This window comes from Croceitalea sp. MTPC5 (assembly GCF_036985505.1).
Lineage (GTDB): Bacteria > Bacteroidota > Bacteroidia > Flavobacteriales > Flavobacteriaceae > Croceitalea.
This window is the reverse complement of record NZ_BTGQ01000003.1, coordinates 246742-264951: the sequence shown is the minus strand read 5'-3', so window position 1 is coordinate 264951 and position 18210 is coordinate 246742. Positions and strand designations below refer to the sequence as shown.

The 18210-nt window shown below is 40.1% G+C and carries 17 protein-coding genes; 7 read left to right on the top strand and 10 right to left on the bottom strand.

Features of this window, described 5'->3' with window-relative positions:
- Nucleotides 1-153: 153 nt before the first annotated feature.
- The 4 genes from AACM45_RS11165 to AACM45_RS11150 all read right to left on the bottom strand — a co-directional run bounded on the left by AACM45_RS11165 (nt 154) and on the right by AACM45_RS11150 (nt 3870).
- The gene (locus AACM45_RS11165) at nt 154-2253 is read right to left on the bottom strand and encodes a DUF4301 family protein (protein ID WP_339142711.1); all 2100 of its coding nucleotides are present in this window, start codon (nt 2251-2253) and stop codon (nt 154-156) included.
- Nucleotides 2208-2846, bottom strand: coding sequence for a nicotinamide riboside transporter PnuC (pnuC, locus tag AACM45_RS11160; RefSeq protein ID WP_339142710.1), 639 nt, complete (start codon nt 2844-2846; stop codon nt 2208-2210). Before pnuC ends, AACM45_RS11165 begins: the two co-directional genes overlap by 46 nt.
- Nucleotides 2830-3090: a hypothetical protein gene (locus AACM45_RS11155; protein WP_339142709.1), complete on the bottom strand. Its 261-nt coding sequence runs from the start codon at nt 3088-3090 to the stop codon at nt 2830-2832. Before AACM45_RS11155 ends, pnuC begins: the two co-directional genes overlap by 17 nt.
- Before the next feature lie 147 nt (nt 3091-3237).
- Nucleotides 3238-3870, bottom strand: coding sequence for a 4'-phosphopantetheinyl transferase family protein (locus tag AACM45_RS11150; protein WP_339142708.1), 633 nt, complete (start codon nt 3868-3870; stop codon nt 3238-3240).
- A gap of 67 nt (nt 3871-3937) precedes the next feature.
- Between AACM45_RS11150 and ahcY the strand changes: the two genes are divergently transcribed.
- Both ahcY and AACM45_RS11140 read left to right on the top strand, forming a co-directional pair.
- Entirely contained in the window at nt 3938-5254 is a 1317-nt protein-coding gene (gene ahcY / locus AACM45_RS11145) for an adenosylhomocysteinase (RefSeq protein ID WP_339142707.1), read from the top strand.
- A gap of 86 nt (nt 5255-5340) precedes the next feature.
- The gene (locus AACM45_RS11140; protein WP_339142706.1) at nt 5341-6444 is read left to right on the top strand and encodes an SDR family oxidoreductase; all 1104 of its coding nucleotides are present in this window, start codon (nt 5341-5343) and stop codon (nt 6442-6444) included.
- Here the strand turns inward: AACM45_RS11140 and AACM45_RS11135 are convergent, their stop codons facing one another.
- Both AACM45_RS11135 and AACM45_RS11130 read right to left on the bottom strand, forming a co-directional pair.
- Nucleotides 6445-7200, bottom strand: coding sequence for a LytR/AlgR family response regulator transcription factor (locus tag AACM45_RS11135; RefSeq protein WP_339142704.1), 756 nt, complete (start codon nt 7198-7200; stop codon nt 6445-6447).
- A gap of 1 nt (nt 7201) precedes the next feature.
- Nucleotides 7202-8287, bottom strand: a complete 1086-nt coding sequence (locus AACM45_RS11130; RefSeq protein ID WP_339142703.1) for a sensor histidine kinase — start codon at nt 8285-8287, stop codon at nt 7202-7204.
- A 235-nt stretch (nt 8288-8522) separates the two neighbouring features.
- On the opposite strand from AACM45_RS11130, the gene AACM45_RS11125 reads away from it, so the two are divergent.
- Together AACM45_RS11125 and AACM45_RS11120 are read left to right on the top strand one after the other, a co-directional pair.
- Nucleotides 8523-10907, top strand: coding sequence for a TonB-dependent receptor (locus tag AACM45_RS11125; RefSeq protein WP_339142702.1), 2385 nt, complete (start codon nt 8523-8525; stop codon nt 10905-10907).
- A 159-nt stretch (nt 10908-11066) separates the two neighbouring features.
- Nucleotides 11067-11606, top strand: coding sequence for a DUF1569 domain-containing protein (locus AACM45_RS11120; RefSeq protein WP_339142700.1), 540 nt, complete (start codon nt 11067-11069; stop codon nt 11604-11606).
- A gap of 51 nt (nt 11607-11657) precedes the next feature.
- Here AACM45_RS11120 and rpmA read toward each other — a convergent pair whose 3' ends face one another.
- The 3 genes from rpmA to AACM45_RS11105 all read right to left on the bottom strand — a co-directional run bounded on the left by rpmA (nt 11658) and on the right by AACM45_RS11105 (nt 13208).
- The gene (gene rpmA / locus AACM45_RS11115; protein ID WP_339142699.1) at nt 11658-11918 is read right to left on the bottom strand and encodes a 50S ribosomal protein L27; all 261 of its coding nucleotides are present in this window, start codon (nt 11916-11918) and stop codon (nt 11658-11660) included.
- A gap of 40 nt (nt 11919-11958) precedes the next feature.
- Complete coding sequence (gene rplU / locus AACM45_RS11110; RefSeq protein ID WP_339142698.1) at nt 11959-12657, bottom strand: 50S ribosomal protein L21; 699 nt, start codon at nt 12655-12657, stop codon at nt 11959-11961.
- A gap of 104 nt (nt 12658-12761) precedes the next feature.
- Nucleotides 12762-13208, bottom strand: coding sequence for a DUF4199 domain-containing protein (locus AACM45_RS11105; protein ID WP_339142697.1), 447 nt, complete (start codon nt 13206-13208; stop codon nt 12762-12764).
- A gap of 172 nt (nt 13209-13380) precedes the next feature.
- On the opposite strand from AACM45_RS11105, the gene AACM45_RS11100 reads away from it, so the two are divergent.
- Nucleotides 13381-14703 carry a M16 family metallopeptidase gene (locus AACM45_RS11100; RefSeq protein ID WP_339142696.1) on the top strand — a complete coding sequence of 441 codons (1323 nt, stop codon included), beginning with the start codon at nt 13381-13383 and terminating at the stop codon, nt 14701-14703.
- A gap of 1 nt (nt 14704) precedes the next feature.
- The gene (locus AACM45_RS11095; RefSeq protein ID WP_339142695.1) at nt 14705-16777 is read left to right on the top strand and encodes a M16 family metallopeptidase; all 2073 of its coding nucleotides are present in this window, start codon (nt 14705-14707) and stop codon (nt 16775-16777) included.
- A gap of 20 nt (nt 16778-16797) precedes the next feature.
- Here the strand turns inward: AACM45_RS11095 and AACM45_RS11090 are convergent, their stop codons facing one another.
- Complete coding sequence (locus AACM45_RS11090; protein ID WP_339142694.1) at nt 16798-17712, bottom strand: DMT family transporter; 915 nt, start codon at nt 17710-17712, stop codon at nt 16798-16800.
- A 56-nt stretch (nt 17713-17768) separates the two neighbouring features.
- Here AACM45_RS11090 and AACM45_RS11085 point away from each other — a divergent pair, with 56 nt between their 5' ends.
- Entirely contained in the window at nt 17769-18182 is a 414-nt protein-coding gene (locus tag AACM45_RS11085) for a hypothetical protein (protein ID WP_339142693.1), read from the top strand.
- Nucleotides 18183-18210: the final 28 nt, after the last annotated feature.

Genomic DNA, 18210 nt, shown 5'->3' with positions numbered 1-18210 from the left:
TAGTGCCATGACATGTATTGCCTTCAAATTTTATGTAAGCAATTGATTTTTAGTGTTTTAATTTTTCAAGAGGAAATACATCATTGTGTAAAATTGTTTATCCATTTAGTAGGACTGTATATTGTTTACACACTTAATGCGACTTTTAGGCAGTTATGCCTGATGACTTGGTTTTAGAAGGTCATTTACCGTTTTCACGGGATTGAAGGTCACCAAGGGCACTTCAACAAAAATGGTATTCCAATGTGCCATAGCCCCATTCCATAATCCAGGGAGCTCCAGTGCTTTTAGCGCTTTGCCCTCTTTGGTCTTTTCGGTAATAAAACCTTGTTTTTCATCGACAAATCGTAAAAGATCATATTTTTCACCTTTGTGGTTCTTCACCGCACAAACCAAATCAACAGGGTTGAAGTGTGTAGCATTTTTGAGTATAGAGACCTGTTGTGCATTGTCCATATCAATTTGGGCAGATTCAATTATCTGAAGGGAGCTATTGCCCTGTTGATCTTTAATATAAAATGGTCCCCCACCTGGTTCTCCTTCATTTTTCACCATTCCACAAATACGAATGGGCCGATTTAGTTTGCCGTTCAATAGTTCAATTTTTTTGGCGTCGTCTAAATCGTCATAATCCGATAAAAAGCTGGAATTCAATTCCGTTTCTAAAAATTCTTTAGCCTCTGATACTATAGCGCTATTGATTTCACCAGATTGCAACAGTTTTACAAACTCAAAAGCCTTCGCTTGAATTTTTAAAAGAAGCCCTGCCAACATCTTTTTGCTGTTTGCCACTTCTACTAAGTTTTTTTCTATCACAACATTATCAATATTCTTGATAAAAATGATATCGGCATCTTGGTCATTTAAATTTTCTATCAGCGCTCCGTGACCTCCCGGTCTAAAAAGAATACTTTCATCACTGTTTCTGAAAGGTTTATTGTCCATAGTAACGGCCAAAGTATCCGTAGAAGGTTTTTGGTTTGAATATGAAATCGAGAAGCTGGTGTCAGTGGCCTTAGATACTTTAGGCGAGGCTTCGTGCTGTTCTTCTTTGAACATACTATTATGCTGTTCTGAAATGGTAAAATGCAGGTTCGCATTGCCATTTGCCTTGGCGTAAAGTGCGGCTTCTTTCAAGTGTTCTTCAAATGGGGTGGCTGAACCTGTTTGATATTGATGAAAGGGCAATAACCCTTTTGGGTAAAAACCATAATTAAGCCCTTCTTCTTGAAGCATCTCTTTCACAAAAGTGTGGGCTTTTTCTCCAGTCGAAATCGCTTCTGATGGAATTCTTGCCATAATCAAATCGTAAAATGGAAGTTTGGTCATATCGGCAACGAACTGGGCTACGGCAGTATCATTGGTTCTTTCGATATACTCGTCAAAACCTTCAGCACTTGGGTCGTACGCGTCGATAAAATTGAACATTGCCTTAAACATTCGGCTTGCCGCACCTGAGGCTGGAACAAACTTCAATAAGGAGAGGGAAGAGCTATTTGCTTCGAAATAGCGAACCAGGTCTTTTTGTTCTTCTGATGAAAACCTTGAGATACCTTCATTTACCACAGCTGCTTTTTCAAGATTCACAAATGGAATTCCTTCTTTAAATGTTTCTATTTGTCCTAATACCTTATCCTTTGAAATTCCTTTCTTATTGAGTTGTTCTAAATCTTTTTTAGTAAAATCCATTCTCTTGGCTTTGAGTTTTTCAATGTGTTCAACAGCTATTTTGAGCCTTGTTTCCTTATCCCCGCTTAAAGTAATAAAATTCTTATCATATTTTTCTAGGGTAGCCTTAAAATAAGCAAACATTGCTTCCCTTTCGTCAGGTTTATCCCTTAAGTCGTCAGCTTCCCAAGGAGTATCGATATTTGTAAGTAAATAGAGGTCATAACGATTCCGGAGTGCATATTTCTCTAGTAAAGGATCGCAATTGCCTACATAATACGCCTCCGAATATACTTTTGTTTCCAACAGGTCCGTATCACAAAAAAGAATTTCTTTAGCCCTTTTACTTAATTCGTTCTCTAAGCGCATTTGTCCTTCAGCTATTGGCAACAAATCATGGGGCTCACAAGTTTTTTGTTCACGATTCCATTTCTTTTGAAGATACTCGCGGGCATACTCGGGCACCCACATTGTATTGTAATATTTGGCCAATTGTCTTGACAGGGTTGTTTTGCCCGTAGATTCAGGACCAAATAAAACTACCTTAATAAGGTTTGAGGGCTCTTGTTTAAGTTTTTCTTCCATGCTTGATAGCCATAAATGGCAATGATTGTAAACAACAAGTATTGAAAGGATGAAAAAACCAATCCTTTATAAAGATACAATGGAACGGAAATTAGATCGCCTACAATCCAGAAAATCCAGTTCTCCAATTTTTTTTTGGCCATCAACCACATTCCCACAAAAAAGATGGCCGTGGTAAATGTATCTACATAAGCGGTCCAAGAATCAAATCGTTCAAAAATCGAATACACAAAAACGACCAATACTATGGTTGCGATAAAAAGTAGCACCCCCCATTTTCTATCGATGGAATCCATCTGGGTAATGGGAATAAAGTGGGTAGCATCAACTTTTCTTGTCCAAATGTACCATCCATAAATACTCATGACGAAATAGTAGGCATTGATCATCATATCACCCAACAGGCCATATATAAGTAATATATATACTGCTATTGCGGTTGCAATAATACCTGTAGGATACACCAATATATTTTCACGTTTTGAGAACCAAACGCTCAATAACGCAAAAAAAACACTGATTGATTCAAGAACAACGATATGGGTCGAAACCCCTTCATACTGGGAAAAAACCCAATCAAAAATGTGGTTCATAATCGCTTCGGTCAGATTTTACGATTTTCATGTAAAGTAAGCCCTTATCCATCAATTCAAAGGCAATCTTGATTTCATCATTCAATACTTGCATTACTTTCGAATACTCCCCAAAAACCTGGGTGCTTAATGGGTTCTCTAACAGGGTCAGCCCTGAGGCACGGAGTTTTTGGATGAAATTAATAATATGCTGCTCGAAATCATCTTGTAAGGGGGAAAAGGTAAGTTCTACGGAGATTTCCATTATTTGTTTATGGTTTATGGTTTATGGTTTGTGGAAATTATAAATTTCATCCATATCTTCCATATCCTTTGATTTATTTCCTACTTCCTACTTCCTACTTCCTATTTCCTATTTCCTGACTCCTGACTCCTGACTCCTGACTCCTGATTACCTACTTAGTGCATAAACACAGGTAAACCCTTCAAATTCCAAATAAAAAACATCATAATTTGATTTTTTGCCCTCATAGCTAATTTGAGCTGTAGTCGATTGATCTTCAAAAGAAAAATCGAGCACATTGATATGTTTTAAAAAACTTAACCCCGGTTGGGCATATATTTTATAAAGTGATTCCTTGATTCCCCACACTATAGTTAGCTTTCTGACAATGGCCTCAGCATTTGCCAAGGTCCTGTATTCCTCAATTGGAGTGAACTTATGGGCGATACGCAATATTTTGTCGCGTTGCTTTTCGATATCAATGCCCACCTCAACCGAGTTGCTTACAATAATAGCCGTGAAGTTATGGGAATGTGTAATCGAAATATGCCTACCATCATGCAAAAAGGGCTTTCCAAATTCATTGTAGAAAACATCCTTATCCTCAAATCCAGCTTCCCAGAACAAATGCCTGATACTCAAAAAAGCACGACGGTGTAGTGCTGATTTCATGCCAAGCATACGACTTTGACAATGTTCGGTCAATACGACCTTTTCTGCCAAGCTGGTTTCGGGTTCCGTGACTTTCCAGATAAAAACCCGGGTATCGTGAGAGACTGTTATCGTTTTGTAAAGAGGCACGGCTGAAAGTTATGTAATTTGTACCTTTGCACCCTAAAATTGCTAGAAAATAAATCAAAAATACATTATGAACACAAAGACGATTCCATTTGTACCTTTTAAAGTTAAAGATATTTCCCTTGCGGACTGGGGAAGAAAAGAAATAGAATTGGCAGAAGCTGAAATGCCAGGTTTGATGGCCCTCCGCGAAGAATATGGAGACGAACAACCCTTAAAGGGCGCGCGAATCGCCGGTTGTTTGCATATGACCATTCAGACAGCGGTCTTGATAGAGACCCTAGTTGCCTTGGGTGCCGATGTTACGTGGAGCTCGTGCAACATTTTCTCTACACAAGACCATGCGGCCGCCGCTATTGCCGCTGCAGGAATTCCCGTTTACGCTTGGAAAGGTATGAACGAAGAGGAGTTTGACTGGTGTATCGAGCAAACCTTGTTCTTTGGTGAGGATAGAAAACCATTGAACATGATCTTAGACGATGGTGGCGATTTGACCAATATGGTCTTAGATCAATACCCTGAATTGGCCGCTGGTATCAAAGGCTTATCAGAAGAAACCACCACTGGGGTACACCGTTTGTACGAACGTGTGAAAAACGGCACCCTACCCATGCCCGCAATCAACGTTAATGACTCCGTTACCAAATCTAAGTTTGATAACAAATACGGTTGCAAAGAAAGTGCGGTTGACGCGATTCGTAGGGCCACCGACACCATGTTGGCAGGAAAAAGGGTCGTTGTGGCCGGTTATGGTGATGTAGGTAAAGGCACCGCTGCTTCCTTTAGGGGGGCCGGGGCAATCGTCACGGTAACGGAGATTGATCCCATTTGTGCTTTACAAGCTTGCATGGACGGATTTGAGGTTAAAAAATTGGAATCGGTAGTTCAGAATGCCGATATCGTAATCACCACGACTGGAAATAAGGATATCATTCGTGAAGAGCATTTCAGGGCTTTAAAAGACAAAGCCATTGTTTGTAATATTGGTCATTTTGATAATGAAATTGACATGGCTTGGTTGAATGGGGAATACGGCCATACCAAAGACGAAATCAAACCACAAGTCGATAAATATACCATCGAGGGTAAAGACGTCATCATCTTGGCCGAAGGTCGTTTGGTCAATTTGGGTTGTGCTACCGGTCACCCAAGTTTTGTGATGAGCAACTCATTTACCAATCAAACCTTGGCGCAAATCGAACTTTGGAAAAACAGTGCCAACTATGAAAATGAGGTGTACATGTTACCAAAACATCTAGATGAAAAAGTAGCTAAACTACACTTGGCAAGGTTAGGTGCCGAGTTAACGGAGCTGAAAGAAGATCAAGCAGCTTATATCGGCGTAACCGTAGAAGGGCCGTATAAGCCAGAATATTACCGCTATTAAAAAACGGTATGATTAGAAGTAAACCCCCGACCATGGTCGGGGGTTTACTTTTTGTGGCGATATTTACATTTCGAATTTGAAAGGCTATGAAAATTATATTGACTGGGGCAACGGGCACATTAGGTTCCCAAGTGCTTTTTTCTTTGCTCGAAACCCGCTTTAAGGAAATTGAACAATTATTCTTAATCGTCAGAAAGAAAAAGAAGGTCTCAGCTAAGCAAAGGGTTGAAGCGATGCTTCAAAGCGAGGTCATCCCCAATTTTATCATAAAAAATAAGGAAGCGGTACTCAAAAAAATCAGCGTGATTGATGCCGAACTGGCCTTACTGCCCTCAAACTTTTTAAAAACCGGGGCCAAATATAATTTTATCCATTCCGCCGGTTACGTGAACCTTTCCATTGACCCCAACAGTAAAGACGAAATATTTAAGGAAAACCTGACATTTACATCACAAATTTTTGAGTCTTACCAGCCATACCTTGAAAAATTCACCTATATCAGTACTGCGTTCTCGATTGGAAAGTTGAGCGGTCTACTCGAAAACAATTACGTTGGTATTGAGCAAAACGAATACCGAAACCATTACGAAGCTTCTAAACATGCGACTGAAAAATATTTGGTAAAAGCCGGGGGGCAAGCGAATATCCCTATTCAAATATTACGCCCTAGTGTACTTGGTGGAAACATTATGGACAAACCTAGTTTCTTTATTTCGAAGTATATGGTCTTCTATCTTTTTGCCAAGTTTTTCTATCGAAGTAATTCTTCGGAAACGGTTCGTATACAGGCCAATAAATTCAGTAAGCTCAATATTATTCCGACGGATTATGCGGCAAAAGTTATTGCCAAGGTTTTTGATATGGCCATTGAGCAACTTAATATCGTGAATTCAAAAGGCACTGATATCTTTCATGGTATCTCAAAAATTCTGGAAACCGTCAATTTTAAGAATTTTAAAATGACCCAGGAAGTATTGGAAACGGCCAATGAATTTGAAAGCACCTTAGAACAGTTCTATTATGAAACTATTGGTATTCATCTAACCCCATACTTAACAGCAAAACCGTATGAGTGGGATACCACGCTTTTAGAGAGTATTTTACCCATACCGAACTATAATCTAGAAGATTACTTGGTTTCAACAATAGAATACGCAAAGTCAAATGGCTTTCGAAACCAGCGATGGTAACTACATGTCCAACCACCGTTTAAAATTTGTGGTACGCTCTCGCGATACGATGACCTGTTCTTCTTCTTTGGGTAATAGCTTTAATAAGAGTCGGCTATTGAAATAACTGTGTATTTCGACGACGGCCTTTACCGAAACCATAAATTTTCGGTTAATGCGAAAAAAGTGGATGGGATTCAAAATATTCTCCAATTGATCTATGGTGTATTCAATAGGATAAGCCTGAGCAGAATGCGTATATAGGTAAATTAGCCCCTCATGTGACTTAAAATAGGCAATATCAGCTACATTGAACGATTTGAACATGTTACCCACCTTAACCATAAATCGATGTTTATACTCTTTATGGAACAACTGTTTTAGATGTTCAAGATTCTCAGTGGAACTGCCACCACTTTTGGTAAGGTTCTTTTCGAATTTTTCCAGTGATTTTTTCAAATCATCCTTGACTATCGGTTTTAAAAGGTAGTCTAATCCATTATATTTAAAACCCCTAATCGCAAACTCATTGTAGGCGGTCGTGAAAATTACGGGCGGGTGGTCTTTCAAACTATCCAAAATATCAAAACCATAGCCATCATTTAGCTGGATATCGCAAAAAATCAAATCTGGTATCGGATTTTCAGAAAACCAGGTCGAACCATGCTCAACGGATGTTATGTTGGTGATAATATCAATATTTGGCGACAGCTCGGCTACTAACCGGCTTAATCGTTTTGAGGCAAACTCTTCGTCTTCTATGATTACGGCTTTCATCTTATGATATCGCTAATACGTTCATTTCGGTTATGCCTTTATCCAATAAGGGAATAATCACCTCAAAAGATGCTGTTTCTTCGCGTACCAAAACCTGTTGGTTCGTATAGAAAGAATACCGTTTCTTAATATTCTTAAGTCCCAATCTTGTCGTTTCTTCCTTAAGGTCCCGTTTTCGAAGGTTGTTTTTGACCGCTAGGGCAGCATCACCTATGGTGGTTATTTGAATATGTAGAGGGCGCTCTTTACTGTATAAGTTATGTTTTAAGGCATTTTCCACCAACATTTGAAGGGAAAGTGTGGGAATACTGTAGTTTTCGGTAACCACATTGATATTCGTTTCTATAACCACTGCCTCTTTATGCCGAACGTTCATCATAAAGACAAAAGCATCTAAAAAACCAAGCTCTTTCCGAAGGCTGACCAAGTCATGTCCACGGTTATCCAAAATATAACGATACGAACTTGCAAGTCGGGTAACGAAATCAGAGGCTAGGTCCCTATCCTCATACATTAACGAGGTCAAGGTATTTAGACTATTGAATAAAAAATGGGGGCTTATCTGATTTTTCAAGGCCGTGTATTGTGATGCCATCATCTCACGCCGTAAATCTTCCATTTGCCGAGTAAGTTCGTCTTTTTGCTTTATGGAAAAGTAAAAAAGGTTTATAAAAACCACTGCTGTTGCAAGCAACCATGACCTAAAAATATTGCTGCGAAATTCAAGAACGGGATCTTCGCAAACGATACCTATGGTATCTTTAAATGGAAAAAGTGCCAAATAGTAGATTAGGGTCGTCATAGGCACCAAAAGCAACATGGTCTTACCGAAAATGAGGAGGCTATTTTTCAGATCAAGGCCACCCGCTTTCAATTGTTCGTAAATGAGGCGATCATTATACTCCCAAGTAACCATAAAAAATAGGAAGGCCGTTACATAATAGAAAATGCCGGTAGGATCAACGAAGTCTAAAAAACCCTCTCCCTCATGCTCAACGGTGGCCTTGATCATTAGATAAACCACATTCACCACCATCCATCTGAAAAAGAATTTTCGAAGCCCCTTTTTGGTAAAATAATTTTTCATATCAACCCTAAAGATACTTAACTCATATAGTAATGGGTCTTATACTGCCATAGATCGTTAAAATGACCGTTGAATCGTAACAATATCTTTTAAACCGTAAATCTTCGAAATATGACCTTTAAAATCAGTACAACTGCTTTACCTAATCCATCAAACCCTAAATCAACAACCTGTCGATTATGGACAATATCACATGATTTTTAAAAAACATATTTGGGCAACAAAATAAAAAATCATGAATAAACTAGGTATTCTATTCGTATTGCTTTTAGGACCATACGTAATGGCACAAACGGGTACCATCAAAGGTGTTGTCTTGGACAAACAATCTGAAGCACCCCTCATTGGGGCTACCATAGAGCTTTTAAACCAAAGTACCGGTATTGGTGTGGTAACCGATATCGATGGAAGGTTTACATTGGATAATGCCCCAGTAGGCCGGCAAAATATTCGAGTTGGTTATATCGGTTATGAAAGTATAACGCTTCCAAATATCGAAGTAACTGCCGGTAAAGATGTTTTGCTTACCATTACCCTATTGGAATCTTTCAATCAATTGGATGAGATCGTACTGACTAGTGATACCAATAAAGATCGCGCCAACAACAAATTGGCTACGGTCTCTGCCAGACAATTCGGGGTAGAAGAGGTCACCCGTTTTTCTGGGGGCAGAAGTGATGTAGGCCGTCTCGCCGCCAACTTTGCAGGGGTATCAACACCAGATGATAGTAGAAATGATATTGTAGTACGCGGAAATTCCCCTACTGGATTACTATGGCGGGTTGAGGGTATCCCCATTCCCAACCCCAACCACTTTTCGACTGTCGGCACTACGGGAGGTCCCGTATCGGCCGTGAATCCGAATACCCTCAAGAACTCTGATTTCTTGACCTCTGCCTTTGCTTCTGAATACGGTAATGCCTTGGGCGGTGTTTTTGACCTGGGGCTTAGAAAAGGAAATGTTGACGACTATGAATTCTCTAGCCAAGTAGGCATATTTACCGGGGTTGAAGCCAATGCCGAAGGCCCTTTAGGCAAAAAGAACGGCTCATTTTTGGTTGCTGCCAGATATTCTTTGATCGGCTTGATAGGCGCTGGTGCCGGGGGCACCTCGGCAACACCCAATTACAGTGACCTTACTTATAATATTGATTTTGGAACGGGTAAACTAGGGCGACTCTCGTTATTTGGAATGCTAGGAAATTCAGATATCGAGTTCTTAGGTGACGATATCGACGCAGATGACCTTTTTGCGGCTGAAGATGAAGATACCTTTGTCGAAAGCAGGTTTGGTTTAATCGGTTTAAAACATCAAATCCCTTTAGGGAAAAACTCGTATTTACGTACCATCGTTGCTACATCCTTTTCTGGAAACGACTTCACCGCAAATCGTTTTATTGATAAAGATACCCCACAAGAAAGAAGTATTTTGTTTACCGAATCGGATGCCTCTGAATCGCGACTTTCATTTTCGACCCTATTCAATTCAAAATTGAGCAACCGCGCAACATTAAGAGCCGGGTTATTGATAGAAAATTTTAATGTTGAACTCACCACAAGGGATCGAAATGAACAACCAGATACTAATGGGGATGGAGATCCAGACCTGTTTACCTTTTTAAGTGTTGACGAAAACTTTTCCATACTGCAGCCCTACGTACAGGCCCAGTTTAGATTGACCGAGAAACTTACCTTGGATGCTGGTCTACATGCCCAGTACGGAAGCCTAAACGAGCAGTTTGTGCTAGAACCCCGAGCGGCATTCAACTATCAAATAGCGCCCAAACATAAAATCAATTTTGGATATGGATTACACCACCAAAACGTACCCTTTCCATTGTTGTTTCTCAATGAAGATGTTAACGGTAATTTGATTCAGACCAATAGGGAACTAGATTTTGTACGAAGCAATCATTACGTGGTAGGTTACGACGTAAAATTGGGTAACGCTTGGCGCGGAAAGGTTGAAGTTTACCATCAAGAAATAGCCAATGCCGCCGTAGAACCATTTCCATCAAGTTATTCGTCACTAACGGAAGGTTCTGATTTTGGGTTTTCAAATGATCGCGTGTCATTGGTCAACGAGGGTACCGGATTCAACAGTGGGGTCGAACTGACCTTAGAGAAGTTTTTTAGCAACAATTACTATGGCTTGCTAACGGGGTCTTTTTTTGAGAGTAGGTATGAAGGTAGTGACGGTATAGAAAGAAATACCCCATTCAATAACGGTTATGTGATCAATGCGTTGGCGGGCAGGGAGTTTCCATTGGGTGCAAAGCGAAACAAAGTCTTCTTTTTTGATACCAGGGTTTCTTTTGCAGGTGGGCGTTACTTTACCCCGGTAGACTTGGCAGCTTCGCAACTTGCAGGTTTTGAGATCCTTCAAGAAGATATTGCCTTTAGCGAACAATATGATGCCTATTTAAGGTGGGATGTAAAGTTCGGGTTAAAGATAAATAGTCGAAACAAAAAGCAATCACATCGGTTCTACGTAGACCTTCAAAACGTAAGCAATCGAGAAAACGTTTTTGTACAACGCTACAATCGGTTAACGAATCAAATAGATCAAGTAGATCAAATTGGTTTCTTTCCAGATTTTGGTTACAAATTTCAATTTTGAGCGTCTTATAATCATCAATCAAAAAGTAGATCATCATGAAAAAAGTGAACACTACAGAAAAAATGAAGCCTCCAAAACCTACAAAGAAGGTTTTTAAAATGAAAAAAAAGGAACTGACCCCAAAACTGATTTGGTGGGGGTGGAAAACGGCATAATAGCATGAAAAAAGTTGGATTAGCATTACTCGTTATCGTTCTGATATTCATGGGTATGTATTTGCGTAACAATCGGGAATCGAATGGAGATTTCTTGGATGATGAATTGGCAGAAATTGAAAACTACCTTCCAAAAAGGGATGTACTTAATATAGAAGTATCTCAAGCTGATGTAGCCTGGCATTTAGATTATATGCTCAAAACCATAAACCAAATCAGCAAAACTGTTCAAGATTCCAATCCTGAAGAATACGAATATAGTTTCAGTTTGCAACAGGTCGTAGTGCACACCTTGGGCATGATACCAAGGGGAGCGGCGCAATCACCTAAAAGTGTAAGACCGCCCGAAGTGATTCTAACCGACAGTATTAATGTACAGCTTAAAGAAGCGAGACATCACATTGCCCAATTAAATTCACTTAATGAAAAGGCTTATTTCAACCACCCGGTCTTCAATACCTTAGACAGGGACCAAACACGGCGTTTTCTTGCTATTCACACCAAACATCATTTAAAGATTATAAAGGATATTTTGAAAGAATAAAAAAAAGCCCTCATCAAAAGATGAGGGCTTTTTTTATTCAAGACTGGTCTCTTAAGCCTCGAAAGGCTCAATGGAAACATAAGATTTTCCACCTACCTTTTTCTCGAACTTTACCAGACCATCAACCCTCGCATGCAATGTATGATCCTTACCGGCATATACATTTTCACCTGGGTTATGTTTTGTTCCGCGCTGTCTAACGATAATGTTACCAGCAACTGCAGCTTGGCCACCAAAAATCTTAACCCCTAAGCGTTTCGATTCTGATTCCCTACCGTTTTTAGAACTACCTACACCTTTTTTATGTGCCATTTTTCTACGGTTTTATTGTTATACTTTAGGGTTGGACTTATTATGCTTTACCCCCGTCTAATTCGTCTTGCCATTTCTTCAACTCATCCCACTTGCCTTCTGCAGCCATTTTGGCTTGTGCTGGCCACGTATCCGTAACGTGGTTACCGCGAACATCAGCAATGATTTCAGAAATTTTAGCCGGCTTTGCTTTTGCCAAATCGGCAAAAGTCGCAATACCCGCTGCTACCAATGTCGAAGCGATTTTAGGTCCGATACCTTCAATCTTCTTCAAATCATCCGCTTTTGCTTTTGCAGGAGCCTTTTTAACCGGGGCTGCCTCTTTTTTAGGCGCAGCTTCTTTCTTTGGGGCCGCAGGCGCTTTGGCCGTTTCAGCTTTAGGCGCTGCCTCTTTCTTGGCCTTTGCCGGGGAAGCTTTCTTGGCACCTTTGGCAACAATACTTTCAACAACAATTTCGGTCAAAGATTGTCGATGCCCATTTTTCTTTCTGTAACCCTTACGTCTCTTCTTGTGAAAGACGATTACTTTATCACCCCTTAGGTGCTTGACGACTTTGGCCTCTACGGCCGCACCGTCTATGACTGGGGCGCCAACGGTAACGTTACCATTATCATCCAAAAGAAAGACCTTATCAAAAGTTACTTTTTTACCTTCTTCTGTTTGCAAACGGTGAACGTACACTTTCTGGTCTTTTGCAACTTTAAATTGCTGCCCTGCCATCTCTACAATTGCGTACATAATGCGTTGAATTAAATTTATTGAACCCCTATTTTTGTAAATAGCGGGTGCAAATATACTGCTAAATCCTTAATTTACAAGCATTATTTACCATATGGAAAAATTTATTTTTTCGGATTGTTCGAAGTTTTGAACAATTGCATGAAAGTAAGGGTCAAGACGATTGTTGTGGCGAAACCCATGACAGCAACGGTAAAAAATACAATGGCCTCAAAATTGTTGTAGTCCTTTGACCAAGTCTCAGAAAGTCTTCTTAAAAAATCAGGGTTGAGCTCCGTTGCGTAAAGTGCAAAGAAAAAGGTGAACAAAATCGTAGCCACGGCACCTGTTATGATTCCTGCCTGAAAACCACTGGTATAATTAAAGCGAGCTGCTTGCCTCAATTTGGTGTATTTCAAGGTTTCATAGATTCCGAAACCTGTGATTACCCCATTGAAAAGGCTAAAAAACACATTGGTGTGTTTTCCCAATAAGGCCAAGAGCAAAAAATAAGCAATCAAACAAGCACTTGTCACAAGTCCGAAACGAAAGGGCAATGTGAATCTTTTCATTTAGAATGGTGGTTTTGTGTTCTCCATGAATATAAGGATTTATTACTTTAATTCTTGTTAAAGAAAGTGCCATTTTCAAACTTGATGCGTAATTATAGATTAAATTCGCGTAACACTTTTAAGAATACCACTACTAACAACAGGATAATTAGTAATTCTAAACCTTTTGAAAATGAAAAAAATGTTATGCTGCATAAGTTTTATGTTAGCTTTAATGGGCTTGGCCATTGGGCAAGAAGTAGCCTTCGAAGAGTATGATTTGGATAACGGACTCCATGTTATCCTACATCAAGACAATAATGTTCCGGTAGTGACCGTAGCGGTTTCCTATCACGTGGGATCTAAGAATGAGAATCCCAATAAGACCGGCTTTGCACATTTTTTTGAGCACCTTTTGTTTGAGGGCACCAAGAACATTGAGCGAGGCGAATGGTTCAAACTGGTATCCTCGAATGGAGGAAGCAACAATGCCACGACCAACTACGACAGAACCTACTATTATGAAAATTTTCCCTCGAACAACCTTGAATTAGGCCTTTGGATGGAATCTGAACGACTATTGCACCCTATTATCAATCAAATAGGTGTCGACACCCAAAAAGAGGTCGTGCAAGAAGAACGCAGACTTCGTGTTGACAATGCACCCTACGGAAGATGGCAGGAACAGATGTTCAAAAACCTCTTTGACAAGCATCCCTATCGCTGGACCGTTATCGGCTCCTTAGAACATTTGGCCAGTGCTTCTTTAGAAGACTTTCAAAATTTCAACAAGAAATTCTATGTGCCAAATAATGCCGTTCTCGTGGTCGCAGGCGATTTAGACATACCCACGACAAAAAAAATGATACAAGATTACTTCGGCCCTATCCCTGAAGGGGATCCAGTAGTTCAAGAAACGTACAATGAAGCTCCTATCCAAGGTCCGGTAAAGGTAAAGTTTGAAGACCCGAACATTCAAATCCCCTTGATTATGATGGGCTACAGAACTCCGGCCCAGACGGAGCGTGATGCTTACGTGTTGGATATGATCTCTACCTATCTCAGTGATGGAAAAAGTTCTAAGCTTTACAAAAAGCTGGTTGATGACAAAAAAATGGCATTACAGGTTTTCGCATTCAATGGTTCTCAAGAAGACTATGGTGCGTATATTGTTGGCGGACTTCCTGTTGGGGAGACTTCCTTGGAAGCGATCATGAAGGAAATTGATGAGGAAATCGTCAAGGTACAGACAGAATTGATCTCAGAGAAAGACTTTCAGAAACTACAAAACAAGGCAGAGAACGACTTTGTCAATTCCAATAGCAGTATTGCGGGCATAGCTGGATCTTTGGCCAACTACTATTTACTTTACGATGACACGAATCTCATCAATACCCAAATAGACATCTATAGGAGTATCACTAGGGAAGAAATCAGGGATGTGGCCGCTAAATACTTAAAAACGGACCAAAGGGTTGAGCTAGAATACCTACCTAAACAACAAAACGCCAACTAAGATGAAAAAGATATTTTTATTTTCGATACTGTCAGTTTTCTTTACGGTATCCTACGCACAGATAGACCGATCACAACAACCAAAACCAGGGCCTGCCCCAAAAATAAACCTTGAAGAGCCGAACACTTTCGAACTCAAGAACGGTTTAAAAGTGATGGTGGTGGAAAACAAAAAATTACCTCGGGTACGAATTCAGTTGGAATTGGATAACCCTCCCGTACTTCAAGGGGAAAAAGCCGGTGTTTCTGATTTGATGGCCAGCATGTTGGGCAACGGATCAAAATCGATACCCAAGGATGATTTTAATGAAGAGGTCGATTTTCTTGGTGCCAATATCAGTTTTAGTGCAACCAATGCCTTTGCGAGTAGTTTGTCCAAATACTTCCCAAGGGTTTTGGAGATGATGGCTGATGCCGCAATCAATCCGAATTTTACCCAAGAGGAATTTGAAAAAGAGAAAGCTAAACTAATCACCGGTATTAAAGCACAAGAGAATGATGTTTCCGCCATTGCCAGTAAAGCACAATTGGCATTGGCTTATGGTAAAAATCATCCCTACGGCGAAATTACCTCAGCCGAAACAGTGAACAATGTGACCTTGTTCGACGTTGAACAATACTATCGCAAAAATTTCGTGTCGGCCAACGCTTATTTAGTCGTTATCGGTGATGTGGAGTTCGACCAGGTAAAAGACTTGGTGACAAAAGCCTTTACCCCATGGACAAGGGCGGTACCCCCTACCTACAGTTACTCTGACCCAAAAGATGCGCAGTATACGCAAATCAATTTTGTTGATATGCCCAACGCAGTGCAATCAGAGGTAACCGTTCAGAACATCATCAACCTCAAAATGAAGGATGATGATTATTTACCGGCACTGGTAGCCAACCAGATTCTAGGTGGCGGTGGTGAAGGAAGGTTATTTTTAAATCTTCGTGAAGACAAAGGATATACTTATGGATCTTATTCCTCCATTCGCGATGACAAATACGAACCCGTACGTTTTACGGCCCAAGCTCAGGTCAGAAATATGGTCACGGACAGTTCGGTCGTAGAGATCCTTAAAGAAATCGATCGGATCAAAAGCGAACCGGTAACCGCAGAAGAGCTAAAAAACACCAAGGCGAAATATGTTGGTCGCTTTGTTATGGCGCTAGAACGCCCTGAGACCGTAGCAAATTATGCACTGAATATTGAAAAAGAGGGGTTGCCAAAAGATTTTTACAAAACCTATTTAGAACGTATCAATGCCATTTCAGTTGATGATGTACAGAAAGCGGCCCAAAAGTATTTCAATACCGACAATGCAAGGGTAGTTATCGCTGGCAAGGGAAGTGATGTTATTGAGAATCTTGAAAATGTAGCATTCAATGGCAAAAAGATTCCTGTGCTTTACTACGATAAAAATGTCAATAAAACTGCCAAGCCAGACTATAATAGTGCTATTCCTGAAGGTGTTACGGCAATATCAGTGATTGAAAACTATATCGCGGCCATCGGTGGAAAAGCCAAACTAGATGCAGTGGCATCTTATGCCATGCTTGCCGAGGCAGAAATGCAAGGTGTAAAACTGGAACTGGAACTAAAAAAAACATCAAAAAATCAGTATTTGCAAGATGTTCGTATGATGGGTAACTCCGTGCAGAAGCAGGTCATTGATGGTGATAAAGGCTATATGCTGGCGCAAGGGCAACGCAAAGACCTCTCAGAAGAGGAAATAAAGGCGTTAAAGGAAGAATCTGCAGCCTTCCCCGAGCTTAATTATTTGATTGCGGGAGCTATTTCCCTTGAAGGTATTGAACCTGTCGGCGAAAGCAAAGCATATAAGGTAAAGATAACCGATGACAAAACGGTTTTCTATGATGTTGAATCGGGCCTAAAACTTAAAGAGGTCAACACACAGGAAGTGCAGGGACAAGCCATTGAGCAAACTTCAGTATTCAGCGATTATAAAGAAGTCTCAGGAATCTTTTTTCCTTTTAAGATATCGCAAACTGCCGGTCCCCAAAAATTTGATTTCATTGTAAAGGAAATAAAGGTCAATGAAGGGGTAAGCGCTTCAGACTTTGAATAAATTCAATAGGTCGAACAATTTTAAGACGCCTCTTCGGGGCGTCTTTTTTTGTTGACCAAGTAAACACCCAATAGAATTAATAATGAGGCCAAAAGTTGTTTCACCGTGAACCTTTCCCCATCTAAAATACCCCAGAATATGCCGACTATTGGAATTAGATAGGTTACCGATACTGAAAAAACAGCTGATGAGATTTGTACCAGCCTGTTGAACATTACCTTGGCAATGCAGGTACCGATAACACAAAGGATCACAATATACCCCAAAGAGCTCCAGAAATACTTACCCGAAGTGACCTCAACATTGAAAAACCCTGAAAAAGGAAGCACCACCAATGCGGGGACAAAGATAAAGGCAAAATTGCCGACTGCTATACCCATGGGTGTTACATGCTGTAATTTACTTTTTATGATATTAGCGTTACAGGCGTAACAAATAGTAGCTACGATCACAAAACCTGAATACCAATAATTTTGATTCGGGTTAATATCCTTTCCAAAAAATATTAAAACCCCGGCCCCTAACAATCCTACAAAAACCCCCAACAATTGGTTTCTAGTAAATGATATTCCAAAAGCAAACAAGCCCACAAAGAGGGTAAACAAAGGTACCAAAGAGTTTAAGATTGCGGCAATACTACTATCAATTTCGGTTTCGGCATAAGCAAATAAGAACATAGGGAAAAAACTACCGATAAAGCCCGATAAAGCCACCCATTTCCACGCTGCTTTCGATATGGACCGTAATGACTTAAAACCAATACCGAATAGGAAAAGACCGGCTATCACTATTCTTGCAGCACCCAATTGAATTGGTGTAAAACCCTCAAGCCCTTTTTTTATCAAAATGTAAGAGGTACCCCAGATAAAGGACAAGACAATCAAATAAACCCATTTTCTATTACTTAAGGTCAAATCTTTGCAATTGAGCTGCAAAAATGGGGTATTTAATTCATCTTTCTTGTTTAATTTTACAGGAATAAACAAATTCTATGAGAACAGTAATCTGCCTATTGGCCCTACTAGTTTCGATTTCTTGTAAACAAGAAAAAAAGACTGAAACAGAACCAACCCAAATGGAAAAGGTCATGATAATCCATGATGAGGTGATGCCGAAGATGGGAAAGCTTTCAAAGTTGGTCAGTGAACTAAAGGAAAAAGTCGATACTACGGAAACTGGTAGAAAATATGAAATGGCGATGAAAGATTTGCAAAAGGCAAATAAGTCAATGATGGATTGGATGATGGGATTTGGGGACCGTTTTGATTCTGATGAAATCTTAAACGGTAAAGAACTTACAGCTGAAAAACAGGCCTGGTTAAATGAAGAGGAAGAAAAAGTCGTTGCCCTAAAAGAACAGATCAATTCGAGTATCGAAAAAGCCGAAGCACTTTTGAACGACTAGCCGATTTTAAACAATCCCCTAAGAAAAG